Raw genomic sequence first — 25842 nt, 5'->3', positions numbered from 1 at the left:
AAAAGTGAATGAAAACGAAAAAACGACCCAGGATTTACTGATGAGGAAGTGCGAACGAGATTGGTCTTGTAGATAACCCACTACATAACAATGAGCATCACGGACCCTGCAAGCAGGAATAACAAGGAAAAATTATGTCAGAACACATCACTCCACCCGCTAAGCGCCCGATTGAGCGCTTTTTGAATACCGTTGAATGGTTGGGTAATTTATTACCGCATCCGATTACTTTATTTGCCCTGTTTTCACTGTTTATCATTGTTGCGTCTGCCATTGCCGCAGCGTTTGGCGTCAACGTGATCGATCCCCGCCCAGTTGGCGCGGCAGGACGCGCACCAGACGGTGTGATTCACGTGGTTAGCCTGATGAGTGCCGAAGGTTTGCAACGCATCGTCAGCCATCTGGTCACCAACTTTACCGGCTTTGCGCCGCTCGGCACCGTGTTGGTTGCGCTGCTCGGTGTGGGGATTGCCGAACATTCAGGGCTGCTCTCGGCGGCGATGCGCGCGCTGGTGTTTAACGCACCGAAAAAGCTCATCACCTTCACCATCGTCTTCGCTGGCATTATCTCCAACACCGCTTCTGAGCTGGGCTATGTGGTGCTGATTCCGCTGGCCGCGATGATTTTCCACTCATTGGGCCGTCATCCCCTGGCGGGCCTGGCCGCGGCGTTTGCCGGGGTTTCTGGCGGCTACAGCGCCAACTTACTGCTTGGCACCATCGATCCGCTGCTCTCGGGCATTACCCAAAGCGCCGCGCAGATTATCGATCCTGACTACCATGTTGGCCCGGAAGTGAACTGGTACTTTATGTTTGTCAGTACCTTCGTGATTGCCATTCTTGGCACCTGGATCACCAACAGCATCGTCGAACCTAAACTGGGCAAATATCACGACAGCGAAGGTGATGCGGTGCGAGGCGATATGGGCGCGCTGACGACGCAAGAACGTCGGGCGTTGAAAGGCGCGGGCTGGGCGGTTCTTGGCGTTACGCTGCTGCTGATCCTGACCGTGATTCCGGGCTACGGCGTGTTACTCAACCCGAAAACCGGCACGCTGGCGGGTTCACCGTTCCTGAAGGGCATCGTGGTGTTTATCTTTGTCTTCTTCGCTATTCCCGGCATGGTATATGGCCGTCTGATCGGCAATATGCGCAACGATCGCGACGTCATTAACGCCATGTCCGCCAGTATGAGCAGCATGGGCATGTATATCGTGCTGGTGTTCTTTGCTGCGCAGTTCGTGGCGTTTTTTAACTGGAGCAATTTCGGCACCGTGGTGGCAGTGAAAGGCGCTAATCTGCTGGCATCAATCGATATGGGCGCGCCGCTGCTGTTTGTCTGCTTCATCATGATCTGCGGCTTTATCAACCTGATGATCGGCTCCGCCTCGGCGCAATGGGCGGTGACCGCACCGATCTTTGTCCCGATGCTGATGCTGGTCGGCTTTGCGCCCGAAGTGATTCAGGCGGCATATCGCATCGGCGATTCGGTGACCAACGTGATTACACCCATGATGAGTTACTTTGGCCTGATTATGGCGGTGGCGGCGCGTTATCGACGCGATATGGGCATCGGTACGCTGGTGGCGATGATGTTGCCGTATTCGGTGGTGTTTATGATTGGCTGGACGCTGCTGTTTGTGCTTTGGGTGTTTGTCTTCAATCTGCCGGTCGGGCCCGGTGCGGCAACCTGGTACACGCTGTAAAGGCAAAAAAAAAGCCAGCACCCGAGCTGGCTAAATAATACCTGGAAGCAATGTGAGCAATGTCGTGCTTACCCGGTTGTCAGGAGACGTTTCCGAGCTCGCATGGCAATAATAATCATTATCATTCTCGTCTGTAAAGCCCTTTTGCGAATTATTTTGCATTGACGAAGAGCGAGAATTCCTTGATGTTAAAGGGGATTTTATCCATTTTGCACAAGGAGTCGCTCATGAGTCAGATCGTTGTTCGTCACGCTATTCCCGAAGATGCTGCTGCTTTAACGCGCATGTACAGTCAGCCTGAACCGCAGGCCAACACGCTGCATCTGCCGTATCAATCGCCGACGCTGTGGCAGGACCGCCTCAGTAATCTGCGTCCGGGTGTGCATATGCTAGTGGCGTGCATTGACGATCAGATTGCCGGGCAACTCACGGTGGAAGTGCTGTCGGTGGCGCGCCGTCGCCATACCGCGACATTTGGCATGGGCGTCGATTCTGCTTTTCATCGGCGCGGCGTCGGTAAAGCGCTGATGTCAGCGATGATTGATTTGTGCGACAACTGGCTGCAGGTGACGCGCATTGAGCTGACGGTGTTCGCCGATAATCATAAAGCGCTTGGCCTGTATCGGCAGTTTGGCTTTGAGATCGAAGGCACCGCACGTCGCCACGCCATGCGCGACGGCGAAATGGTGGATACGCACTATATGGCGCGCTTGAAATAACCTGTTAAATCGCGCCGCTACAAATGCGTGCACATACCGTAGCGGCGCAATTTATTGCGCATTAGCGTTCAATAACCTGCGCTTAAATCATCCACTGAACGCGGATCCGATGCGCCATAACGCGTGCCGTCCGGCCCAATCATAATGCTCTGCGTGCTGCCCATCGCGGGCATCACTTTCACATGCTGGCCTTTGGCTTCCAGCAGGCGCAACGTATCCGGGCTGAAGCCTTTCTCTACGCGCAACTGGTCGGGCAACCATTGATGATGGAAGCGCGGTGCGTTGGTCGCTTCCGCGACGTTCATGCCGAAATCGATGCTGTTCACCACCATTTGCAGCACGGTGGTGATAATACGGCTGCCGCCTGGGCTACCGGTCACCAGCCAGGTTTTACCGTCTTTTGCCACAATAGTGGGCGACATCGATGACAGCGGACGTTTAGCCGGTTGCACCGCATTCGCCTCGCCACCGACTAAGCCGTAGACGTTTGGCGTACCCGGTTTGGCCGAGAAATCATCCATTTCATTGTTCATCAAGATGCCGCTTTGTCCGGCGACAATGCCGCTGCCGAAGTAAGTATTCAGCGTGTAAGTCACCGCGACCGCGTTGCCATCTTTATCCACCACCGAAAAGTGCGTGGTTTGATTGCTTTCATACGGCGCCAGTTTGCCCGGCTTGATCTCGCTGGATGGACGCGCTTTATTGACGTCAATCTGCTGCGCCAGGGTTTTGGCGTAGGCTTTGCTGGTCAGCGCCTGCTGCGGCACTTTGACGAAATCAGGATCGCCAAGGTATTCGGAACGGTCGGCGTAAGCGTATTTTTCCGCTTCCGCCATCACCTGCATCGCATCCGCGCTACCAAAGCCGAATTTTGCCAGGTCGAAGTTTTCCAGGATATTGAGGATCTGCACGATGTGAATCCCGCCGGACGATGGCGGCGGCATGGAGAACACTTCATAGCCGCGATAGGTGCCGCTCACCGGCTTGCGTTCTACCGCGCGATAAGCCGCCAGATCCTGCTTGCCGATCAGGCCGCCGTGCTGCGCCATTTCACCGGCAATTTCATCGGCGATTTTGCCTTTATAGAACGCATCCGGCCCTTGCTGGGCGATCAGCTGCAGGCTGCGCGCGAGGTTTTTCTGCATCAGACGTTCGCCCTTCTGATACGGCTTACCGTCGGCTTTGTAGAAAATCGCGCGGCTGTTGTCGTGGTTGATCAGCGTCTCTTTGCCGTAGGTGGCGAGATCGTCGGCCAGCGCATCGTTCACTACGATACCGTCACGCGCCAGTTTGATAGCAGGCGCCAGTAATGTGCTCAGCGGCAAGGTGCCGTATTTCTGCGCCGCCAGCGCAAAACCGGCCACGGTGCCCGGCGTACCTGAGGCTAAATGAGAAGTGAGTGACAACTTACTATCAGCGTTGCCCTGCTTATCAAGGAACATATCGCGTGACGCGCGCGCCGGTGCCATTTCGCGGAAGTCGATGGCGGTGGTGCGGCCCGATGCGGTGCGTAGCAGCATAAAGCCCCCGCCGCCGAGATTACCGGCCTGCGGATGCGTCACCGCCAGCGCGAAACCCACCGCAACCGCCGCATCCACCGCGTTACCGCCCTGCTTAAGAATATCGACGCCGACTTCTGTCGCCATCGCATCCACCGATGCCACCATGCCATGTTTGGCTTTTACCGGGTGAAACGTATCACTATCAACGCCATACGAAACCGGCGGCGCGTTAGGGGGCGCAGCGTGTGCGCCTTGCACCACGGTAAAACTCATCAATAATGCCCAGCCGAACTGACGCACGTTGCCCTGTATCCTCATCTGCCACCATCCTTTTAAAGTTATTTATACCCTTCATACTTCAAGGTGCAGATGCGTTGGCTGCTCTCGTTCACCCGAATCACTTACTTATGTAAGCTCATCGGACTCTCTCGTTTGCCGCCTTCCTGCGCCTCGAATTATTTTGGGTATCCATTTGTTATTTATTGATGCAAGTGTTTGCAAACACGGTAAAAAGCGTAGCAGTAAGCTAAATTCGGCGCACTCCTGGATCATAGGTTTGTGATATCGCATAAACTTATGGCTGCAGCGCGTGTTGCCACTTTGGCAGCATCAGCACACAGCAGGCTGCATGAATGGAGGAAGACCATGAACAAATGGCTAATTGTGATCGCAGCATTGCTGCCGTTAAGCAGCATGGCAAATACGTTGAACAGCACCAACGACCCGAACAAACCCGGCTTCAACCCAAGCCAGCAGCGGATGCAGTCGCAGATGCAGAATCAGCAGCAACAGCAGAAGCTCAGGTTGCAGCAGAATCAGCAGCAGCAAAGTCAGGATGTCCAGCGCAAGGTGCAGGAACAGCGGGATAGCGCCCAGCAGCGGGTGATTCAGTCGCAGCCGGGCCAGAAACAGCAGCAGAACTAGCGGAAGTCGGGACCGATAATATCGATGCGGTCGGTGCAGATAGCATCGACGCCCCAACTCAACAGCTCGCGCGCCCGCGCGGGCTGATTCACGGTATACACCAGAATATGCAGACCGGCCGCTTTCAGCTGCGCGGTGCGTTTGGCGTCGAGTAATTTGTGGTTGAGATGGATCGACACGCAATCCAGACGCGCCGTCAGCGCCTGCCAATCGTCGTGCCACTCATCCAGCAGCAACCCGCGCGGCAGTTCAGGTGCTGCCTCCATCGCAGCCTCCAGCGCTGCGTAAGAGAAGGAGGAGAGCAGCGGTGCGGTTTGTCCTTGCCACAGTTCGCGTGCGGCCAGCGCCACATTGCGGCCAGTTTCCACCTCCTGCCCGGTGGTGGGTTTGATCTCGATGTTCGCCATCATCTGATGCTGGCGACAACGCTCGGCCACTTCGCTCAGCAGCGCCAGCGGTTCGCCTTCGTAATCGCGGCTAAACCAGCCGCCGGCATCCAGCTGTGACAGCTTATGCCACGACAGCGCGCCCGCCACGCCCCAACCGTTGCTGGTGCGATCCAGCGTATCGTCGTGCAGCAGGAAAATCTGCTTATCTTCCGACAGCTTGGCATCAAACTCGATCATGGTGTGACCGTGCTGCGCGCCGACATCAATCGCCGCGAGGGTATTTTCCGGGGCCAGTTTGCCGCCGCCGCGATGCGCGACAATGTACGGATAAGGCCAGTTGTGTTGACTCATTCCAGACGCTTTCCATAGGTTGAATCGAAGAAGTGTAACGCATCTGACGGCAGATGCAGCCACAAGGTGCTGCCCGCCAGCGGGCGCTCGCTGTGCGGCAAACGGACCACCATGCGCACGTTACCGATGCGGCCGTGCGCCAGATTATCCGCGCCGAGCATCTCCAGCGTTTCAACCACCAGCGGAATGCCGCCCGCATCGCGGCTGCTGAGTTTGATGTGCTCGGGACGAATGCCGAGCGTCAGCGGGCGATTGGCCCATTTGGCTCTGCTCTCGCCCAGCAGCAGGCTGTTGAGCGCATCAAGCGTGAAACGCGTGCCGTCGCTGCTGATTTGTCCTGGCAGCAAATTCATGGCGGGCGCACCGATAAACGAGGCAACAAACTGGCTGGCCGGACGCTCGTAAACTTCCACCGGCGTGCCCACCTGCTCCACCACGCCTTTGTTCATGACCATCACGCGCTGCGCCAGCGTCATCGCTTCTACCTGATCGTGCGTCACGTAGATACTGGTGGTTTTCAGGCGGCGATGCAGCTGTTGCAGCTCAAGACGCATCTGCACGCGCAGGCGCGCATCCAGATTCGACAACGGCTCATCAAACAGGAAAACCGCCGGTTCACGCACGATAGCGCGTCCCATCGCCACGCGCTGACGCTGCCCGCCCGACAGCTCACGCGGGCGGCGATGCAGCAGATGATCCAGTTCGAGGCTGCGCGCGGCTTCCATGACGCGCTGCTCAATCTGCACTTTGCCCATGCCGCGAATCTTCAGGCCATACGCCATGTTTTCACCCACCGTCATGTGCGGATAGAGCGCATAGTTTTGAAACACCATGGCGATGCCGCGATCTTTCGGCTCCATGTTGGTGACGCGTTTGTCGTCGATATAAATATCGCCCGACGATACGCGCTCAAGGCCCGCCACCATGCGCAGCAGCGTCGATTTACCGCAGCCGGATGGGCCCACCATCACCATAAACTCACCGTCGTTGATGGTGATATTCAGCGGCTGAATGATCTGATTTTTGCCGTCATACGATTTGGTAACGGTCTGAAGGGTTACGCCTGCCATTTATTTATCACTCTCTACCAGGCCACGCACAAACGCACGTTGCATCACGAGTACCACCACCACCGGTGGAATCAGGGTTAATAACATTGCCGCCATCACTTCATTCCACTGCGTCGGGCCGCCGCTGCTGTTGATCATGCTTTTCACTCCGGCGACGGCGGTGCTGAGGCTGGCATCGTTGATGATCAGCAGCGGCCACAGATATTGGTTCCAGCCGTAGATAAAGGTGATCACGAAGAGCGCGGCGAGATTGGTTTTGGACAGCGGTAACACGATGTCCCAGAAGAAGCGCATGGGGCTGGCACCGTCGATACGCGCCGCTTCAATCAACTCGTCCGGCAGCGACATAAAGAACTGACGGAACAGGAAGGTTGCCGTCGCCGATGCCATCAGCGGCAGCGTTAAGCCGCTGTAGCTGTCGAGCATATTCAGCGTCGAAATCACTTCCACCGTCGGGAAAATACGCACTTCAACCGGCAGCATCAGGGTGATGAAAATCAGCCAGAAAAACAGCGAGCGCAGCGGGAAGCGGAACCACACCAGCGCGAAGGCGGAGAGCATCGAGACGCTGATTTTGCCAATGGTGATGCCGAGCGCCATCAGCAGGCTGTTGAGCATCATCATGCCAAATGCCGGGCCGTTGCCATTCACGCCATGCGTCCAGATGCGCGCGATGTTCTCCCACAAATGCGTACCCGGCAGCAGCGTCATCGGCACCTGATACACCGCCTCGTTATCCAGCGTCGCCGCGACAAAAGCGATGTAGAGCGGGAACAGAATGGTCAGCACGCCCAGCACCAGCAAGGTATGGCTGAAGATGTCCAGCCCGCGTCGATTCTCAATCATTGGTATTGCACCTTACGCTCGACAAAGCGGAATTGCAGGATAGTCAGGCCAATCACCAGCAGCATCAACACCACCGATTGCGCGGCGGAGGAAGAGAGATCCAGCCCGGTGAAGCCTTCGCGATAGATTTTGTAGATCAGCGTGGTGGTGGCCTGTACTGGCCCGCCGCCAGTGGCGGCATCGATCACCGGGAAGGTATCGAAGAAGGCATACACCAGATTGACCACCAGCAGGAAAAAGCTCACCGGCGTAATCAGCGGCAGGGATAAATTGAAGAAGCGACGCACCGGACCGGCGCCATCGATCGCTGCCGCTTCCACCAGCGATTTGGGAATCGACTGCAGCGCGGCGAAGAAAAACAGGAAGTTATAGCTCATTTGCTGCCAGATCGACGCCAGCACAATCAGGAACATCGCCTGACCGCTGTTTTGCGCGTAGTTCCAGTTGTAGCCCATTTGGTTTAGCAGGTGGCTGAACAAACCGAGGCCCGGATTAAACAGGAACATCCACAGCACCGCCGCTACCACCGGCGCCACCGCGTACGGCAGCAGCAGCAAAGTTTGGTAGAGCTTGCGCAGGCGAATCACGTAATCCACCAGCGCCGCCAGCAGCAGGGAAAAGGTCATGCCGCAAATCGTGACCAGCGCACTGAACTCAATGGTGGTCCAAAAGGACGCCAGATAGTACTCGTCGCTGAACAGGCGTTTAAAGTTCGCCATTCCGACGAAGGTGCTGGAGATGCCAAAAGGATCAATGCTTTGCAGCGAATACCACAAGGCTTCACCGGCTGGCCACAGAAAGAAGATGGCCGTGATCACCAGTTGCGGCAGCAGCAGCAAATAGGGCAGAAAACGGGAGCGAAATACCGGGCGCGATGAGGACATAGCAGGCTCAATCCAGGAGAAAAATCGGGGCGAACGCCAGGCGTCGGCCCCGAGATAACAGCGTTACTTCACTTGCTGCTCAAAACGGCGCAGCAGTTCGTTACCGCGCTTCACAGCGTTATCCAGCGCGGCTTGCGGTGCCTGTTTGCCGGTCCACACGCCTTCCAGCTCTTCGTCCACGACAGTACGAATCTGTGGCATGTTGCCCAGACGCATGCCTTTGGTGAACGGCAGCGGATCTTTGTTCAGCATCTGACGCGTAGCGATGTCTGCGCCGGGGTTCTTGTCATAGAAGCCCTGTTGCTTAGTCAGTTCGTATGCGGCGGTGGTGATAGGCAGGTAACCGGTTTTCTGGTGCCATTCGGCAGCGATTTCCGGCTGTGCGAGGAACTTCATGAACTCCGCCGCGCCTTTGTAGGTGTTGGCATCTTTGCCTTTCATCACCCACAGGCTCGCGCCGCCAATGATGGCGTTTTGCGGTGCGTTCGGAACGGTTTCATCGTACGGCATCATGCCTACGCCGAAGTTAAATTTGGCGTAGTGTTTGATGTCGGCCAGCGAACCGGAAGACGCGGTGGTGATGCCGCAATCGCCGTTGTAGAACTTGGCGGTGGATTCATCTTTGCGACCGAAGTAGGTGAAATCCCCCTTCTTGTTCATCGCTTCCAGCATTTCGATGTGGCGCACCTGCACCGGCTTGTTGAATTCAAGTACAGCATCGGTACCGTCAAAGCCGTTATTTTTGGTGGCGACCGGCAGCGCATGCCAGGCGCTGAAGTTTTCAATCTGAATCCAGCCCTGCCAGCCGCTGGCGTAACCGCAGGTCAGGCCGGCTTTGCGCAGCGCTTCGGCGTCTTTCGCCAGCTCCTGCCAGGTTTTTGGTGGCTGATCCGGGTTCAGACCGGCTTTTTTGAACGCATCTTTGTTGTAGTACAGCACCGGCGTGGAGCTGTTGAACGGCTGCGAGATCAGCTGGCCTTTGCTGTCGCTGTAGTAACCGGCAACGGCTGGCACGAACTGCCTGGGATCCATTTGCACGCCGGCGTCTTTAAACACCTGGTTGACCGGCACGATAGCTTTTGACGCCATCATGGTCGCCGTACCGACTTCATACACCTGCAGCAGCGCAGGTGCTTTACCGGCGCGCACTGCCGCGATACCCGCCGCTAAGCTCTGCTCGTAGTTGCCTTTGTAAGTCGGAACGATTTTGTAATCGGGATGAGCCTGGTTAAAACGTTGTGCCAGAGAATCAACTTCTTTGCCTAACTCGCCTTCCATTGAGTGCCAGAAAGGGATCTCAGTTGCAGCAAGCGCATTACCGCTGAGCGCCAGACCGAGCACGGCACTCATCAGGCGGGGACGAAGCGTAAAAGCGGACATAAGGTTTTTCCTGTGCTGTTAAGTACGCGCGAATGCGCGCATTTTTTAGTTCGCGACGTAACATGACACGGGGAAATGACGGATTAATAACAGGTTTATGACGGGGATGTGACAGGTGGGTTGGTAATGAAAACTGAGCTAATTCGTGCGTGCTCGCTGTCCCCCTCCTCGGTCCTCCCCCATTAATGGGGGAGGAAGATGCTGCTATATGTGAGTTGGGAGTGGCATGTGGCAGCGTCTCCTTCCCCCGCTTGCGGGGGAAGGCCGGGATGGGGGACAGCGAGCACCAACTTACGCGCCTAAATACGCACTCCGCACCGCTTCGTTGGACAGCAACGCTTCGCCGCTGTCCTCCAGCACCACGTGGCCGTTCTCCAGCACATAGCCGCGATCTGCCAGCTTCAGCGCCTGGTTGGCGTTCTGCTCGACGAGGAAGATGGTCATGCCCTCTTTACGCAGCTGCTCAATGGTATCGAAGATCTGCTGAATGATAATCGGCGCCAACCCCAACGACGGCTCATCCAGCAGCAGCAAACGCGGCTGGCTCATCAACGCACGACCAATCGCCAGCATCTGCTGCTCACCGCCAGACATGGTGCCCGCGCGCTGTGCTTTACGTTCTGCCAGCCGTGAAAACAGCTGATAAACGCGATCGATACGCTCCAGATACTGCTGACGCGTGGCGAAAAAACCGCCCATCGCCAGGTTCTCTTCCACCGTCATGCGCGAAAACACCCGACGGCCTTCCGGCACGATGGCAATCGCTTCACGCATGATTTTCGCGGTTTGCCAGTCGGTGATTGTTTTACCATCAAAGGTGATGGTGCCGCTGGTGGCGCGTGGTTCGCCACACAAAGTGCCGAGCAACGTGGTTTTACCCGCGCCGTTGGCACCGATCAGCGTGACGATTTCACCCTGATTGATGTGCAGATTAATGTTATGCAGCGCCTGAATCGGACCGTAATGGGCGCTGACATTCTGCAAAGTTAAAATCGGGTTTGCCATGTTACGCCTCACCTAAATAAGCACGGATCACATCCGGATTGTTACGCACCTGTTCCGGCGTGCCGTTAGCCAGCGGCGTTCCCTGATTAACCACGTAAATGCGGTCAGAAATGCCCATCACCAACTTCATATCGTGTTCAATCAGCAGCACGGAAACCTTGTGCTCACCGCGCAGTTCGGCGATCAGCTCATCGAGTTCGTGCGTTTCACGCGGGTTAAGACCCGCCGCCGGTTCATCCAGCATCAGGATTTCCGGACGCGTCACCATGCAGCGCGCAATCTCCAGACGACGCTGCTGACCATAAGCAAGGTTACCCGCCTGACGGTTAGCCAGATCCAGCAAACCGATGCGTTCAAGCCAGGTTGCCGCGCGATCCAGCGCTTCGCTCTCACCGCGACGGAAAGCCGGGGTTTTGAACAAGCCGGAGAACACGCCGCTTTTCAGGTGCTGATGCTGTGCCACCAGCAGGTTCTCAATCACCGTCATTTCACGGAACAGACGCACATGCTGGAAGGTACGCACAATGCCCATGCGCGCAATCTTCTGGCCTGGCAAACCTTGCAGTTGTTGATCGCGCAGTTTGATGGTGCCGCCGGTCGGTTTGTAGAAACCGGTCAGGCAGTTGAACACCGTGGTTTTACCGGCACCGTTCGGGCCGATCAGCGAAACAATTTCCTGTGGATGCAGCTCAAGCGCCACGTTGTTGACGGCTAACAGGCCGCCGAAGCGCATCATCAGGCCTTCAACGGCTAATAAAGGCTGACTCATGCCTGCTCTCCTTGTTTACTGCTTTTCATCTTCAGATGCGGACGCTTCATCGGCAGCAGACCTTGCGGACGCCAGATCATCATCAGCACCATCAAACCGCCGAGCACCAGCATGCTGTACTCGTTCAAATCACGCATCAGCTCGCGTGATACCACCAGCAGAATCGCTGCAAGGATCACTGCCAGCTGCGAACCCATGCCGCCCAACACCACAATCGCCAGCACAAAGGCCGATTCGACAAAGGTGAAGGATTCCGGGCTGACGAAGCCCTGACGAGCGGCGAACAGCGTCCCCGCGAAGCCTGCGAACACGGCGCTGATGGTGAAAGCCGTCAGCTTGATGCGCGTTGGGCTCAGGCCGAGCGAACGGCAGGCGATCTCATCTTCACGCAGCGCTTCCCACGCGCGGCCCAGCGGCATACGCAGCAAACGGTTGATCACAAACAGCGTCAGCACCACCAGCAGCAGCGCCACCAGATAGAGGAAAATCACGCGGTCGCTGGGATCGTATTTCAGGCCAAAGAAATCATGGAAAGTGCTCCAGCCGCCTTCACTGACGCGGCGGCCAAACTCCAGACCAAACAGACTTGGCTTGGGAATCTGCGCGATGCCGTTCGGGCCGCCGGTGAACGCGGTATTATTCAGCAGCAGAATACGCACGATTTCACCGAAGCCGAGCGTGACGATCGCCAGATAGTCACCGCGCAGGCGCAGCACCGGGAAGCCGAGCATCAGGCCAAACGCACCGGCGACTAAACCGGCCAGCGGCAGACTTTCCCAAAAACCAAAACCGTAATAGTGATTTAGCAACGCGAAGGTGTAAGCGCCGATGGCGTAGAAACCGCCGTAGCCCAGCACCAGCAAACCAGACAAACCCACCACCACGTTCAACCCGAGACCGAGCATCACGTAGATCAGCGTCAGCGTGGCGATATCGACGCTGCCGCGCGAGACCAGAAACGGCCAGATAACGGCGGCGGCAATCACCAGCGCCATCAACAGCTTCTGCTTTGGCGTTGATCCATCAAAACCCGGCAGAACAAAACCTTTGCCGCTGCGTTTGAATTTGCCCTGCACCAGCGGACGCAGCAGCTGGAAGACAAACACCACCGCACAACCCATGAAAATCCAGTTCCAGCGCACCGCGCCCGCATTGGCGACCACCAGTTTGGTGCCGTCCAGATCGAGGCGCACGCCCATAAAGAAGGTAGCGAGAATCAGCAACATCACCGTGGAGATCACGGCGTTGACCAAACCGAGGCGTTTCATACTTTCTCCACCTCCGGACGGCCAAGAATCCCGGTTGGCATCACCAGCAGCACCACAATCAGCAGCGCGAAGGAGACCACATCTTTATACTCGGTCGACAGATACGCCGAGGTTAGCGCTTCTGCAATGCCCAGCACCAGGCCGCCAATCATCGCGCCTGGAATACTGCCGATACCGCCTAATACCGCGGCGGTGAAGGCTTTCATCCCGGCCATAAAGCCAATGAATGGGTTAATGGAGCCGTAGAATTGACCGAGCAATACGCCCGCCACCGCGGCCATCGCCGCACCAATGATAAAGGTGAGAGAGATAACGCGATCGGTGTTGATACCCAGCAGGCTGGCCATTTTCAAATCTTCTGCACAGGCGCGGCAGGCGCGGCCCATGCGCGAATAACGGATAAACAGCGTCAGCGCCAGCATCGACAGGAAGGTCACCACCCAAATCACCAGTTGCATGGTGGAGAGCGTGGCCGCAAAGCCGTTGCTCTCGCCCAACGTCCACTGGCCGGTGATCAGGCTTGGCAGCGCGAGATCGCGCGAGCCTTGCGTCAGGCTGACGTAGTTTTGCAGGAAGATCGACATACCGATCGCTGAGATCAGCGCGATCAGGCGCTTAGACGATCGCACCGGCCGGTACGCCACGCGCTCGATGCTCCAGCCATAGGCGCTGGAGATGATCACCGCCATCACGAAACCAGCGGCGATCATCAGCCACGAGGTATCGATGCCCATCATCATCAGGGCGGCAATCACGATAAAGGAGACATAGCTACCGATCATGTACACCTCGCCGTGGGCGAAGTTGATCATGCCGATAATGCCGTAAACCATGGTGTAACCGATGGCGATCAGCGCGTAGGTGCTCCCGAGGGTCACCCCGTTGAACATCTGCTGAATAAAATAGAGAAACTGCTCGGACATAGTGAGGACCTGCTCTGGAGCTGAATAATTCCCTCTCCCGCGTGCGGGAAAGGGAATTTTGGGGGATTACTTAACTGCGGTAGAAGAGCCGTCTTTGTGCCATTTGAAGACACCAAATTCGAAGCCCTTCAGGTCACCTTTCTCATCCCAGTTCAGGTTGCCCATCACGGTTGGAACGGCAGCGCCCTCTTTCAGGTTCTTCGCAATTGCATCAGGCTCATCGCTCTTGCTGCGTTCGATTCCGGCCACCAGCGACTGAATCGCCGCGTAGGTGGTCCAGACGAACGGACCGGTTGGATCTTTGCGGTTAGACGCGGTGTTGGCTTTAATCGCATCAACAATCGCCTTGTTCTCTGGCAGCTGGTCATAACGTTTCGGCAGGGTCACGAACAGGCCTTCAGACGCATCGCCAGCGATGTTAGACAGAGAAGCATTGCCCACGCCTTCCGGACCCATGAAGCCGGCATTCAGGCCAGCGGATTTTGCCTGACGCAGAATCTGGCCCAGCTCCGGGTAATAGCCACCGTAGTAAACGAAATCGACGTTTTCTTTCTTCAGACGCGCAATCAGCGTGGAGAAGTCTTTATCACCGGCGGTGATACCTTCAAACAGCACCACGTTGCCGCCTTTGGCTTTCAGGGTTTTCTGCACCGATTCCGCCAGGCCCTGACCATATTGCTGTTTGTCATGCACCACAGCGATACGTTTTGGCTTGATGTGGTCGAGGATGTAGGTCGCCGCCGTTGGGCCCTGATCGGAATCCAGGCCAGTAGTACGCAGCACGTCAGCATAGCCACGTGCAGTCAGTTCAGGCGCGGTAGCGGCTGGGGTGATCATCAGCACGCCTTCATCGTTATAGATGTCTGAAGCTGGCTGAGTAGAGGAGGAGCACAGATGGCCGATAACGTATTTGATGCCGTCGTTAACCACTTTGTTGGCAACCGCAACCGCTTGTTTCGGGTCACAGGCATCGTCATATTCCACGCCAACCAGTTTGTCACCGTTAACGCCGCCTTTGGCGTTGATGTCCTTAATCGCCTGCGCGGCACCGGTAAACTGCATGTCACCGTACTGCGCGACCGGACCGGTTGATGCGCCTACGATGGCAATTTTGATGTCTTTAGCCAGCGCCGCATGGCTCATCGCCAGGGCAACGCAGCCCGCCAGTAATGCGCGTCCTTTACTCATTTTCATGCGAACTTCCCCATCTGTTGTGTCGTGTTTGTTGTGATTGTTTATTTTCTGCCAGTCAAAGAGGAAAACTCATTCTGCAATAATGGGTTAGCGCGCTTTTCTGGCATTTATAGGTAATAAGGCTTTATTTTTCAGGTTATTAAACAGGAACTTTCTTCTGTAAATCAACTGACATATTCAGAATTGACTGAGTGGATCAGCAGAATCGTCTGGTTGTTATGGCCGATTTTTCAGCAGGATACCAGCGCGTTATGCTGGCTTTTTCAACTATCGTTGATGGCTTACTCCACAATCCTGGCAAACTGACCGGCATTTGACCTATTTTCATCAGAAAAAAGTGACAGCGCTCTGACTGTCTAAATTCGCTACACTATCGCCTTTGCACTAGTACAGGTATTAGGTATGAAGCTGACAATCCAGCGCTTAGCATCGTTAACCGCTCAGGATCGTATCGATTTAGCTAAAGTCTGGCCGGAAATCGATATTGTGCAACTGGAAGCACAACTCAGCGACACGCAGCGTTTGTATGCGGCGCGTTTTAACGACCGATTACTGGCGGCGCTGCAGCTGACCCTCAGCGGCACGCAGGGGAAAATCATCCACCTCAACGTTCGCGAAGTCACGCGTCGACGTGGCGTGGGGCAATACTTGCTGGAAGAGACAATCGCGCAGAATAGCGCGTTAGCAGATTGGTGGATTGCCGATGACGGCGACGCCGATCAGGGGGTGCGTGCGGCGTTTATGCAGGCTTGTAGTTTTCGTGCGCAGGCTGATGGTTGGGTACGTTGAAAGGATGTCGCGCGGAATGTCTGAACATGATGCGTAGCGACCAGGTAATAAAAAGGGCGACTTAAAAGTCGCCCCGTTTTTCCACCCGATCACTATCAGGCTTCAATCGCCACACGCAGTTTCTTCATGGCATTTTTTTCCAGCTGACGCACGCGCTCCGCAGAGACGCCGTATTTGTCGGCCAACTCCTGCAGCGTGGTTTTGTTGTCATCGTCCAACCAGCGGGCACGGATAATGTCCTGACTACGCTCGTCGAGGCTCAGCATCGCATCGCTCAGCTTGTCAGCCGCATGTGCATCCCAGTTGTCCTCTTCAATGCCATCGGCAAAGTCAGAGGTTTTATCCTGCAGATACAGCACCGGCGCCATCGCTTTGCCTTCGCCTGCTTCGTCATCAGACGACATGTCGAAAGTCATATCCTGCGCAGCCATGCGCGATTCCATTTCCAGCACGTCTTTGCTGCTCACGCCCAGCTCGCGTGCGACCATTTCTACTTCGTCCTGGTTGAACCAACCGAGACGCTGTTTGCTTTTACGCAGGTTAAAGAACAGCTTGCGCTGCGCTTTGGTGGTCGCGACTTTCACAATACGCCAGTTACGCAGCACGTATTCGTGAATCTCTGCTTTAATCCAGTGCACGGCGAACGACACCAGACGCACGCCGACTTCAGGGTTGAAGCGACGCACCGCCTTCATCAGGCCGATGTTACCTTCCTGAATCAGGTCCGCCTGCGGCAAGCCGTAACCGGAGTAGTTACGAGCAATATGAACAACAAAGCGCAGGTGAGACAGGATCAGCGTCTTTGCTGCATCCAGATCGCCCTGGTAATGCAGCCGCTCAGCCAATGCTTTTTCCTCTTCTGCCGTCAGCACCGGCCAGTTGTTGGCAGCCCGAACGTAAGATTCCAGGTTACCCAGAGGAGCAATCGCTAAAGTTTGCATTTCTTTGGTCATTCAAACCCTCACAAATTCAATGGACTTGCTGCACAGTTCCTTGCGCAAACGCTACATTATGTCAACGTCGCGAAAAAACCAGAAGCAATCTGTGCTACTTGGACGACAAAGTTATCCACAAGTTCAAATATAGCAGTGAATATTTTACACACAGATGACGGCGGGGGATATAGGAGAATTCCTCTGCTCCCAGGTCGTCGGCAGCAGAGGAAGAGTATAGCAAAAAACGTTGCTTTTGGTTACTGCGGCGTAAAACGGCGTAAATGTTGCACTGTTGCCAGCCAGGCGGCAATCCAGCCGATGATGGCGGCGATCAGCAGTAATAGCAGCCCTTCATCCCAGGAGAAACCTTCCAGCACAAAGGTGGTACCGAATACGGTTGCTACTTGCGCCACCACCGATTGCAGGCGCAACACCAGCACTTCCGAGAGCAGCAGCGACAGCACCGCGCCGCCCAAACCTAACAGCGCACCGCCGTACAGGAATGGACGCAGGATAAAGCCGTCGGTGGCACCAATCAGCTTCTGCACGTTAATTGTATCGCGCCGCGCAAAGATGCTGAGCCGCACGCTGTTGCCGATCACCAGGAACACCGCAACCACCATCAGCAGGCCAATCATTGAGGCAATCTGTCCCACCAGCCCGGTTAGCGCCGCTAAACGCGCGAACCAGCTGTCATCCATACGCACTTCATCAACGCCCTGCACTTTAGATACGCGATCGCGCAGATTCGCCATGGTGTCCGAATTCTGGAAATTAAGTTTCGGCGTGATGATGGCCACCGCCGGCAGCGGATTCTGCTCCAGCATGTCCATCGAACCACCAAAACCAGACCAGTTGCGGAACTCATTCAACGCTTCTTCACGCGTCAGATAGTTGACGTTGTCCACGCCATCGAGCTGCTTGAGCTGCGCGGTGACATTCTCCGCTGCAGTGTCATCCAGCGCTTTATCCAGATAAACCGTTAGCTGCGGCGCGGGATACCACTGCGTCGCCGCCTGGCTGACGTTCTTCCACACCATGTAGCACACGCTCGGCAGCGTCAGGGAAATGGCGATCACCATCACCGTCAGCAGCGTCGCCAGCGGCTGACGCCACATATCCGACAGCGTGCCGCGCAGCGCATAGCGCCACTGTTCCTGCCAGCCGCCTTTCAGCGCCTTGCTTTTAGAGGGCTGCTTCGCTTTCGGCGCTGGTGCGCGCTTGTTGCGTTTATTGACCATCGTGGCCTCCGTGCAGACGTCCCTGATTGAGCGTCATCACGCGGTAATTCCGGCGTGCAATCAGCCCGACATCGTGCGTTGCCATTAACACCGTGACACCAACGCGGTTGAACTCTTCGAACAGGCGCAGGATGTCTTCCGACAGCGCATTGTCGAGGTTACCGGTGGGTTCATCCGCCAGCAGCACCGCGGGCTTGTTCACCACCGCGCGGGCAATGCCGACGCGCTGCTGTTCACCGCCAGAGAGCTGAATCGGATAGCTTTTCGCTTTGTCGAGCAGGCCGACTTTATCCAGCGCGGCCGACACGCGCCGACGAATATCTTCGCCGCTGGCACCGGAAATGATCAGCGGGATCGCCACGTTGTCGTAGACCGAACGATCCATCAACAAATGGTGATCCTGGAAAATCATGCCGATTTGACGTCGCAGGAAAGGCACTTCGCTGTGACGCAGACGCGAAATATCGTGGCCGCTAAACCAGATCTGCCCGGCGCTCGGGCGCTCAATGCCACAAATCAGCTTTAGTAAGGTACTTTTCCCCGCACCGGAATGGCCGGTCAGGAACGCCATTTCGCCGGGACGCAGATGGAAATCCACTCCCTGCAGCGCCTGACGTCCTCCCAGGTAAGCTTTACTGACCTCTTCAAAGCGAATCATCCCAATCATTCCTCTCGGGCAAACAGTGCCTCAATAAAGTCTGCGGCCTTAAACGGCCGTAAATCCTCGATGCCTTCCCCAACACCGATATAACGAATCGGAATGCCGAACTGATCGGCAACCGAGAAGATCACGCCGCCTTTGGCGGTTCCATCCAGTTTCGTCAGGGTGATGCCGGTCAGGCCCACCGCTTCATGGAACAGTTTGGCCTGGCTGATAGCGTTTTGCCCGGTGCTGGCGTCGAGCGTCAGCATCACTTCATGTGGCGCATCTTCGTCCAGCTTCTTCATCACGCGGGTAATTTTCTTCAGCTCTTCCATCAGGTGCGATTTGTTCTGCAGACGACCCGCGGTATCGGCGATCAGTACATCCACATTGCGCGACTTGGCCGCCTGGATGGCGTCAAAAATCACCGAGGCAGAATCTGCGCCGGTATGCTGCGCCACCACAGGAATGTTGTTGCGCTGGCCCCAAACCTGCAGCTGCTCAACGGCGGCGGCACGGAAGGTATCGCCCGCTGCCAGCATCACCGATTTGCCCTGCGCCTGATACTGACGCGCCAGCTTACCGATGGTGGTGGTTTTACCCACGCCGTTGACGCCTACCATCAGGATGACGAATGGCGTTTTGCCACCCACTTCCAGCGGCTGATCCACTTTTTCCAGAATACCGGACATTTCCGCTTTCAGCAGGCCATACAGCGCTTCCGCATCGCGTAGCTGCTTGCGGTTGGCCTGTTGTGTCAGATTGGTGATGATGCGGCGGGTGGTTTCGACGCCAACGTCGGCAATCAGCAGCTGCTCTTCCAGCTCTTCAAACAGATCGTCATCGATTTTCTTGCCGCGGAACAGGCTGATAAAGCCAGAACCGAGGTTTTCACGGGTTTTTACCAGGCTGCGTTTCAGTCGGGCGAAGAAGCCCTCTTTGGTCGGACGCTCCTGCTCCTGCGCGATGATTGGCGCAGCGGCCAGCGGCAGATCGCTCACGGTATCCTGCGTGGCTTCGGCTAGCTCAGCATCTTCCGCATAGGTTTCCGCTAACGCCAGCGCTTCCAGTTCTTCGTCAGTTAATGGCGCTTCTTCGTGCAGTTCAGGCTCATCAAGCGCCAGCTCTTCCAGCTGCGGCTCTTCTTCGATCGGTACCACATCCGGCGCTGCTATCTCTTCTGGCTGCACCTCTTCAACGATTGCGGTAACCGGCTCAGGTTCCTGCGGCTCGATGACCGGCTCTTCAATCAGTTCCGGTTCAACCTGCTGCTGTTCCGCCACCTGTTCAGTGACGGCGACGGTTTCAACAGCCTGCGCTTCGGCGCGATCGAGCGCACTCTCTTCAACGGCAGGCTCAGCGACCACCTCGGCAGTTTGCTGCTGCTCTTCAGCAGGTAGTTGCGTCTCTTCTTCTTTGCCAAAGCCTAACCAGGAAAAAAAGCCGCGTTTTTTCTCTTTTGCCATTGTGTGACCCTACTCCTCGATGGCTTATTCCCGGTAGCACGCTTGTTCCCAGGGGATAAAATATTCAATTTTAAGCGGGTGAGCGGCGTAAAAATCAGGTAATTACGCGCGCTATACCAACTCAGTAGTCTAACACTTTCCAGCCAGCGCACCACAGCACCCTTTTTTAACGTTTCTTCTGCCCGCTACGCCCGTTAAACTACGCAACAAAATATGACGAGTTGTGAGCGAAATGAGTAAATCCCCCCGCAGCAGCAGCGCTGGCCAGATCCGCATCATTGGCGGTCAGTGGCGCGGCCGTAAATTACCGGTGCCGGATAGCGCAGGTTTGCGCCCGACCACCGATCGCGTACGTGAAACCCTGTTTAACTGGCTGGCGCCGGATATTCAGGAAGCGCGCTGCCTCGATTGCTTCGCCGGCAGCGGCGCGTTAGGGCTGGAAGCGCTGTCTCGCTATGCAGCGTCGGCCACGCTGCTGGAGCTGGAGCGTTCGGTGGCGCAACAGCTGTCACAGAATCTGCAAACGCTGCGTGCTACGCAGGCAAAAGTGGTGCAAACCAACACGCTGCAGTGGTTAAGCCAGCCGGGCGAGCCGTTTGACGTGGTGTTTGTTGACCCGCCTTTCCGTAAAGGGCTGTTACAGGAAACATTGTCGCTGCTGGAGCAAAATGGCTGGTTAGCGGCTGAAGCGCTGATTTATGTCGAGAGCGAAGTGGAAAATGGCACGCCTGTCGCACCCGCAAATTGGGATTTGTACCGCGAGAAGATTGCCGGTCAGGTGGCTTATCGCTTATATCAACGCCAACAGGAGACGCACGATGTGGCTTAATTTGGGACGTTTGCTGATGATTTGCGTCTGGGCCTTTTTATTGCTCAATCTGGTGCAACCTTTCCCAACGCCGCTGCGCTATTTCGTGCACGTGGCGCTGTTCTTTATGGTGATTATGCACGGCCTGCAGCTGGTGTTGCTGCGCGCCACCCAGCCCAAAGACGCCCCAAAACTGAGCGGCGTAACCCAGGCGAAGATCTTCTTTTTTGGCGTGTTTGAGCTGCTGGCGTGGCAGAAAAAGCATTATCCGAAGATGTAGTTTCGTGCGGTTTATAGCCAGGTCGCCATGAATGGCGGCCCTATTGGGCCGGAGTAAAACTCACAAAACGCGTGCCTTTCATCTTCAACTCGCCCTTCGCGCCTTTATCGATCTGGTGATACTGGTTCGCATTCACCGTCACTTTAATATCGCTGGCACCGTTCAACGGATGGAACCAGGCTTCATATTTCATCTCTTCCGCCACAATCTCTTCACGCTGACGTGAACGGCGATTGGGCGACGGAAATTCGCGTTTGGTTTTCACTTCCACGCTCAGTGAGCGCACCGGCGAGGCATCGTTCACCGCCGTTTCGCGGCGCTGTTTAATAAACTGACGGGTCGCCAAAACGGCAATAATGGCCAGTACGATGAAAAAGATTAGCGGTGGTTTGCTCATGATTTATCTCGTGCTTTGCGTTAATTCGGAACGGGTAAAGACGACAAAGCATACAACCAGAGTCGGCTGATTGTCACATTTGGCGCCGGTAACTTACACTGAGAGGGTGATTTTGGGAAAATTCATCAAACTGGCGGACATTTCGTCCAGAAAAGGGAGAAAACATGCTTTGGTCTTTCCTTGCCGTACTTTTTTCCGGCTGGCTTTACGTCGATGCTTCATATCGCGGTCCGCAATGGCAACGCTGGCTATTTAAACCTGTCACCTTGCTGTTACTCGTTGCCTGGGCGTGGCAAGCGCCAACCTTCAACACCACCGATTATTTGATTCTGGCCGGGCTGGTCGCCACGCTGGTGGGTGACGCGTTAATGCTGTTACCGCGTCAGCAAATGCTCTATGCGCTAGGCGCATTCTTCCTGTCGCATCTGCTGTACACCATCAGTTTTGCCGCACACATGACCATGAGTTTCTTCTGGCCGATTCCCCTCACCTTCCTGATCATTGGCGTGATCGTTATCGGGATTCTGTGGAGCAAACTGGAAGATCTGCGCTGGCCTATCTGCACCTTGATCGGCATGACGCTAGTGATGAACTGGATGGCGGCGGAGAACTACTTCTTCCGTCCAACTGACTTCAGTTTCTCGCTGCTGGTGGGTGCCGCGTTGCTGCTGTTAGCCAATATTGTCTGGTTTATCTCGCATTATCGCCGCCGTTTCAGCGCCGATAGCGCCATCGTCGCCGCTTGCTACTTCGCCGGTCACTTCATGATTGTGCGTTCACTGTGGCTCTACTGAAGATAACCTTACCTTCCGCTTGACTCTGGAGTCCACTCCAGAGTGTAGCATTAGGGTGCGGGCAACAGCCCGCCCCTGATTCCGGAGGCTACATGCATCAACATGCTCACCCTTGCCGCTGTGGCAAATCACACCGTCAGCCACAGCCGCTATGCTCGATTCGCAGCGTAAAACCCGCAACATTGAACATCTCCGCAGCGCAGCCCATCACGCCAGACAGCGATTGCGGCTGCTGTGACAGCGACAGCGGATCGCCAGGCGGCGAAAGCGACGCCGAAAGCGACAGGCCCGCCTTTTCTTCACATCAATTCCGCTGGCAGATTGCGGGCATGGATTGCCCTAGCTGCGCGCGTAAAATCGAAACTGCCGTGCAACGTGTACCGCAGGTTCAGCAAGCACGCGTGATTTTTGCCAGTGAAAAACTGGTGGTCGATGCCGACCAGGATATCCGCGCCACCATTGAACAGGTGGTGAAAAATGCCGGCTTCGCGCTGAGCGCCAGTGATTCCCCATCGTCGCCACAACCCGAAAGCCGCTGGCAGGAAAACGCCGGTTTGCTGCTGCTTGGCGTACTGATGCTCGCCAGTTGGCTGCTGAGCCAGCTTTCGCCGGTTTGGGGCGATCGCCTGTTTATCGCCACCACGCTGGTAGGTTTAGCGCCGATCGCGCGCAGCGCCTGGAAGCTCCTGCGCAGTGGTTCGCCGTTCAGCATTGAGATGCTGATGACCATTGCCGCCGCCGGTGCGCTGGTGATTGGCGCGCACGCCGAAGCCGCGATGGTGCTGCTGCTGTTTCAACTGGGTGAACGCCTCGAAGCGTACGCCGCCACACGCGCACGCCGTGGCGTCACCGCGCTGATGGCGCTGCGTCCCGCTACCGCCACGCGCATCAACGGCACACAGCGGGAAAACGTCCGCTTAGAAGCACTGCAGCCCGGCGATGTGATTGAAGTGGCGGCCGGCGGACGTTTACCCGCCGATGGCGAACTGCTGCACGCCAGCGCCAGCTTCGATGAAAGCGCGCTGACCGGTGAATCGTTGCCGGTGGCGCGTGAGCCAGGCGAGCAGATCATGGCCGGTGCCACCAGCCTTGATCGTCTGGTGACGCTGAAAGTCATTTCCCAGCCGGGCCAAAGTGCCATTGACCGCATCCTGCAACTGATTGAGGAAGCCGAAACCCATCGTGCGCCGGTTGAGCGCTTTATCGATCGCTTCAGCCGCATCTATACGCCCGCCATTATGCTGCTGGCGCTGCTGGTGATGGTGCTGCCGCCGCTGCTGGGTTTTGGTGCGTGGTTGCCGTGGATTTATAAAGGGCTGACGCTGTTGCTGATTGGTTGCCCCTGTGCGCTGGTGATCTCCACGCCCGCTGCCATCACTTCCGGCCTGGCTGCTGCCGCGCGTCAGGGCGCGCTGATCAAAGGCGGCGCGGCGCTGGAGCGGCTCAGTCGCGTAAATATGATGGCGTTCGATAAAACCGGCACGCTGACCGCCGGTAAACCGCAGATCAGCCACATCCAGCCATTTGGCGTGATGGCGGAAAACAACTTGCTCACCATCGCCGCCGCCGTTGAACAGGGTTCCACCCATCCGCTGGCGCGGGCGATTGTCAGCGAGGCCGAGCGGCGCGCGCTCAGGCTTCCGCAAGCTGCACAGCAGCAAACGCTGGCCGGCAGTGGTATTCGTGCTGCGATAGATGGCGTGACCTATCAACTGCTGACGCCGCGCGAAGTCAGCCATCTTGATAATGCACAACAGCAGCAGATTGCTCAGCTGGAAGCGCAAGGCCAAACTGTGGTGCTGCTGTTGCAGGAGCAGCAGGTTCTTGGCGCGTTAGCCTTGCAGGATCAGTTGCGCGCTGAAGCCCTCAGCGCGCTGTCTGAACTGAAGAAGCTTGGTGTTAACAGCATGATGCTGACCGGCGACAATCCACGCGCGGCTGCGGCCATTGCCGCTAAGCTCAACATCGATTACCGCGCAGGTTTACTGCCCGCCGATAAAGTTGCGGCGGTGAGGACGTTAGGCACACAGCACGCATTGGCAATGGTCGGCGATGGCATTAACGATGCGCCCGCCATGAAAGCCGCCACCATCGGCATTGCGATGGGCAGCGGCACCGATGTGGCGCTGGAAGCCGCGGATGTGGCATTAACGCAAAATCAGCTGGCGATTCTGCCGCGCACCATTGTGCTGGCACGGCGCACGCGCGCCATCATTCGTCAGAACGTGGCGCTGGCGTTGGGATTAAAGGCGATTTTTCTGGTCACCACGCTGCTCGGCTTCACCGGTTTGTGGCTGGCGGTCTTAGCGGATTCCGGTGCCACCGCACTGGTGACAGCCAACGCGCTGCGCTTGCTGCGTCAGCGTTAGGCGCCTTTTTTAATTAGAAACTGGTACGGCAGGCTTTCGGTCTGCTGTGCCAGCAACTCATGCTCCATAAAGCGGCAGAAACCGGGGATATCGCGCGTGGTGGCGGGATCGTCAGCAATGATCAGCAAGGTTTCACCGGCCTGCATGCTGCGCACGGTTTTACGCACCATCATTACCGGCTCCGGGCAGCGCAGGCCAAGGGCATCAAGCTGATGGTCAGGCGCAGAAAAGGGATCGCTCATGATTCTCTGTCTGTAGTGGGTAATGGGCGCTCATTCTAGCGCGCGAATAAGCCAACGCAAGGCGATAACGATTGCGTTAAAATTAACCATTGCATAAATTGCGCAACGCGTTAAGATGCCGCCGATTTTTTATTTACCACCGTGCCAATGCACGAATCTGGGTTCCCTCACCCCATCACTAAAAAGGCTTACAATGATTAACTTCTCTGCACGTCAGCGCATGCATGCGCTGTTTTGGCTATCGCTATTCCATCTGCTGGTGATCACCTCCAGTAACTATCTGGTCCAGCTGCCGGTTTCCATCTTCGGTTTTCACACCACATGGGGCGCGTTTAGCTTTCCGTTTATTTTCCTCGCCACCGATCTGACCGTGCGCATCTTTGGCGCGCCGCTGGCACGTCGCATTATTCTGGCGGTGATGATTCCCGCGCTAGTGATCTCCTACATTGTTTCCTGCGTGTTCTATCAGGGCGAATGGCAAGGTTGGGCATCACTGGAAGAGGTGAATCTGTTTGTTGCCCGTATCGCCTGCGCCAGCTTTATGGCTTATGCGCTGGGACAAATCCTCGATGTACACGTTTTTAACCGTTTGCGCCGTTTATCGCAGTGGTGGATTGCGCCAGCGGCAGCGATGTTCCTCGGTAATATCAGCGATACGTTGGCCTTCTTTTTCATCGCCTTTTACAAGAGCCCAGATCCGTTTATGGCCACGCATTGGGTCGAAATCGCGCTGGTGGATTACAGCTTCAAAGTGCTGATCTGCATGATCTTCTTCCTGCCCGCTTACGGCGTGCTGCTAAATGCCATGCTGAAGCGCTTAGCCGAACGTTCCGCGCAGCAGCAGATCAATTTCGGCTGATTGCACATACACTAAATGCCGCATTACGCTAAGATTTCCTGACACTCCGGCGGTTGCTTTTGCTAACTAAATCCGCTTGTATAACGGCT

At 56.2% G+C, this 25842-nt stretch carries 27 protein-coding genes; 10 read left to right on the top strand and 17 right to left on the bottom strand.

All coding sequences use genetic code 11. The features are described 5' to 3' along the window. The first annotated feature begins 134 nt into the window (after window positions 1–134). Entirely contained in the window at window positions 135–1706 is a 1572-nt protein-coding gene (locus ACYAC5_RS01615) for an AbgT family transporter (RefSeq protein WP_192412701.1), read from the top strand. Between the two features lie 227 nt (window positions 1707–1933). Further along, window positions 1934–2425, top strand: coding sequence for a GNAT family N-acetyltransferase (locus ACYAC5_RS01610; protein ID WP_101763085.1), 492 nt, complete (start codon window positions 1934–1936; stop codon window positions 2423–2425). A gap of 68 nt (window positions 2426–2493) precedes the next feature. Here the strand turns inward: ACYAC5_RS01610 and ggt are convergent, their stop codons facing one another. Further along, on the bottom strand, window positions 2494–4245 hold the full coding sequence (gene ggt / locus ACYAC5_RS01605; RefSeq protein WP_462062297.1) for a gamma-glutamyltransferase: 1752 nt from the start codon (window positions 4243–4245) through the stop codon (window positions 2494–2496). A 327-nt stretch (window positions 4246–4572) separates the two neighbouring features. Between ggt and ACYAC5_RS01600 the strand changes: the two genes are divergently transcribed. After that, window positions 4573–4851, top strand: coding sequence for a DUF2756 domain-containing protein (locus tag ACYAC5_RS01600; protein ID WP_101763088.1), 279 nt, complete (start codon window positions 4573–4575; stop codon window positions 4849–4851). Here ACYAC5_RS01600 and ugpQ read toward each other — a convergent pair. The 10 genes from ugpQ to ACYAC5_RS01550 all read right to left on the bottom strand — a co-directional run bounded on the left by ugpQ (window position 4848) and on the right by ACYAC5_RS01550 (window position 14930). Further along, on the bottom strand, window positions 4848–5591 hold the full coding sequence (gene ugpQ, locus ACYAC5_RS01595) for a glycerophosphodiester phosphodiesterase (RefSeq protein WP_462062296.1): 744 nt from the start codon (window positions 5589–5591) through the stop codon (window positions 4848–4850). The two genes, ACYAC5_RS01600 and ugpQ, sit on opposite strands and share 4 nt — an antisense overlap. Then, window positions 5588–6661: a sn-glycerol-3-phosphate import ATP-binding protein UgpC gene (locus ACYAC5_RS01590; protein ID WP_462062295.1), complete on the bottom strand. Its 1074-nt coding sequence runs from the start codon at window positions 6659–6661 to the stop codon at window positions 5588–5590. The genes ugpQ and ACYAC5_RS01590 overlap by 4 nt, the downstream gene beginning before the upstream one ends. Next, window positions 6662–7507 (bottom strand): sn-glycerol-3-phosphate ABC transporter permease UgpE, encoded by an 846-nt coding sequence (gene ugpE / locus ACYAC5_RS01585; protein ID WP_101763091.1) that lies wholly within the window; start codon window positions 7505–7507, stop codon window positions 6662–6664. It lies immediately after the preceding gene. Beyond that, a complete protein-coding gene (gene ugpA / locus ACYAC5_RS01580; protein ID WP_101763092.1) occupies window positions 7504–8391 on the bottom strand; it encodes a sn-glycerol-3-phosphate ABC transporter permease UgpA in 888 nt (295 codons plus the stop codon). The genes ugpE and ugpA overlap by 4 nt, the downstream gene beginning before the upstream one ends. A gap of 63 nt (window positions 8392–8454) precedes the next feature. After that, window positions 8455–9771 carry a sn-glycerol-3-phosphate ABC transporter substrate-binding protein UgpB gene (ugpB, locus tag ACYAC5_RS01575; RefSeq protein WP_110868133.1) on the bottom strand — a complete coding sequence of 439 codons (1317 nt, stop codon included), beginning with the start codon at window positions 9769–9771 and terminating at the stop codon, window positions 8455–8457. A 291-nt stretch (window positions 9772–10062) separates the two neighbouring features. Beyond that, a complete protein-coding gene (gene livF / locus ACYAC5_RS01570; protein ID WP_101763094.1) occupies window positions 10063–10776 on the bottom strand; it encodes a high-affinity branched-chain amino acid ABC transporter ATP-binding protein LivF in 714 nt (237 codons plus the stop codon). A 1-nt stretch (window position 10777) separates the two neighbouring features. Beyond that, window positions 10778–11545: a high-affinity branched-chain amino acid ABC transporter ATP-binding protein LivG gene (livG, locus tag ACYAC5_RS01565; protein ID WP_110868131.1), complete on the bottom strand. Its 768-nt coding sequence runs from the start codon at window positions 11543–11545 to the stop codon at window positions 10778–10780. Then, a complete protein-coding gene (locus ACYAC5_RS01560) occupies window positions 11542–12813 on the bottom strand; it encodes a high-affinity branched-chain amino acid ABC transporter permease LivM (protein ID WP_462062294.1) in 1272 nt (423 codons plus the stop codon). The genes livG and ACYAC5_RS01560 overlap by 4 nt, the downstream gene beginning before the upstream one ends. Then, entirely contained in the window at window positions 12810–13736 is a 927-nt protein-coding gene (gene livH, locus ACYAC5_RS01555; RefSeq protein WP_101763097.1) for a high-affinity branched-chain amino acid ABC transporter permease LivH, read from the bottom strand. Before livH ends, ACYAC5_RS01560 begins: the two co-directional genes overlap by 4 nt. A gap of 66 nt (window positions 13737–13802) precedes the next feature. Next, window positions 13803–14930 (bottom strand): branched-chain amino acid ABC transporter substrate-binding protein, encoded by a 1128-nt coding sequence (locus ACYAC5_RS01550; RefSeq protein WP_061718403.1) that lies wholly within the window; start codon window positions 14928–14930, stop codon window positions 13803–13805. A gap of 191 nt (window positions 14931–15121) precedes the next feature. On the opposite strand from ACYAC5_RS01550, the gene ACYAC5_RS01545 reads away from it, so the two are divergent. Next, window positions 15122–15247, top strand: a complete 126-nt coding sequence (locus ACYAC5_RS01545) for a hypothetical protein (RefSeq protein WP_255527713.1) — start codon at window positions 15122–15124, stop codon at window positions 15245–15247. 85 nt (window positions 15248–15332) lie between these two features. Further along, a complete protein-coding gene (gene panM, locus ACYAC5_RS01540) occupies window positions 15333–15719 on the top strand; it encodes an aspartate 1-decarboxylase autocleavage activator PanM (RefSeq protein ID WP_462062293.1) in 387 nt (128 codons plus the stop codon). 95 nt (window positions 15720–15814) lie between these two features. On the opposite strand, the gene rpoH is transcribed toward panM, so the two are convergent. The 4 genes from rpoH to ftsY form a co-directional block, all read right to left on the bottom strand. Then, window positions 15815–16672, bottom strand: coding sequence for an RNA polymerase sigma factor RpoH (rpoH, locus tag ACYAC5_RS01535; protein WP_064737937.1), 858 nt, complete (start codon window positions 16670–16672; stop codon window positions 15815–15817). Between the two features lie 239 nt (window positions 16673–16911). After that, a complete protein-coding gene (gene ftsX, locus ACYAC5_RS01530; protein ID WP_101763100.1) occupies window positions 16912–17895 on the bottom strand; it encodes a permease-like cell division protein FtsX in 984 nt (327 codons plus the stop codon). Next, window positions 17885–18553, bottom strand: a complete 669-nt coding sequence (gene ftsE, locus ACYAC5_RS01525) for a cell division ATP-binding protein FtsE (protein ID WP_008109888.1) — start codon at window positions 18551–18553, stop codon at window positions 17885–17887. Before ftsE ends, ftsX begins: the two co-directional genes overlap by 11 nt. Before the next feature lie 5 nt (window positions 18554–18558). After that, complete coding sequence (ftsY, locus tag ACYAC5_RS01520; protein ID WP_462062291.1) at window positions 18559–20004, bottom strand: signal recognition particle-docking protein FtsY; 1446 nt, start codon at window positions 20002–20004, stop codon at window positions 18559–18561. A 232-nt stretch (window positions 20005–20236) separates the two neighbouring features. On the opposite strand from ftsY, the gene rsmD reads away from it, so the two are divergent. Beyond that, window positions 20237–20833, top strand: a complete 597-nt coding sequence (gene rsmD, locus ACYAC5_RS01515) for a 16S rRNA (guanine(966)-N(2))-methyltransferase (RefSeq protein WP_101763102.1) — start codon at window positions 20237–20239, stop codon at window positions 20831–20833. Then, window positions 20823–21092, top strand: coding sequence for a DUF1145 family protein (locus ACYAC5_RS01510; protein ID WP_008109883.1), 270 nt, complete (start codon window positions 20823–20825; stop codon window positions 21090–21092). Before rsmD ends, ACYAC5_RS01510 begins: the two co-directional genes overlap by 11 nt. Window positions 21093–21132: 40 nt before the next feature. On the opposite strand, the gene ACYAC5_RS01505 is transcribed toward ACYAC5_RS01510, so the two are convergent. Next, complete coding sequence (locus ACYAC5_RS01505) at window positions 21133–21489, bottom strand: DUF2500 domain-containing protein (protein WP_101763103.1); 357 nt, start codon at window positions 21487–21489, stop codon at window positions 21133–21135. Window positions 21490–21653: 164 nt separating this feature from the next. Between ACYAC5_RS01505 and ACYAC5_RS01500 the strand changes: the two genes are divergently transcribed. Further along, a complete protein-coding gene (locus ACYAC5_RS01500; protein ID WP_101763104.1) occupies window positions 21654–22283 on the top strand; it encodes a lysoplasmalogenase in 630 nt (209 codons plus the stop codon). 92 nt (window positions 22284–22375) lie between these two features. Further along, complete coding sequence (locus tag ACYAC5_RS01495; protein WP_462062289.1) at window positions 22376–24652, top strand: zinc/cadmium/mercury/lead-transporting ATPase; 2277 nt, start codon at window positions 22376–22378, stop codon at window positions 24650–24652. Here the strand turns inward: ACYAC5_RS01495 and tusA are convergent. Continuing rightward, the gene (tusA, locus tag ACYAC5_RS01490; RefSeq protein WP_036649974.1) at window positions 24649–24894 is read right to left on the bottom strand and encodes a sulfurtransferase TusA; all 246 of its coding nucleotides are present in this window, start codon (window positions 24892–24894) and stop codon (window positions 24649–24651) included. The two genes, ACYAC5_RS01495 and tusA, sit on opposite strands and share 4 nt — an antisense overlap. Window positions 24895–25087: 193 nt before the next feature. On the opposite strand from tusA, the gene ACYAC5_RS01485 reads away from it, so the two are divergent. After that, entirely contained in the window at window positions 25088–25753 is a 666-nt protein-coding gene (locus ACYAC5_RS01485; RefSeq protein WP_137384947.1) for a 7-cyano-7-deazaguanine/7-aminomethyl-7-deazaguanine transporter, read from the top strand. Window positions 25754–25842: the final 89 nt, after the last annotated feature.

This window comes from Pantoea sp. y20, from assembly GCF_054903455.1.
The sequence above is the reverse complement of the archived record's forward strand: the minus strand, read 5'-3'. Positions and strand labels throughout refer to the sequence as shown.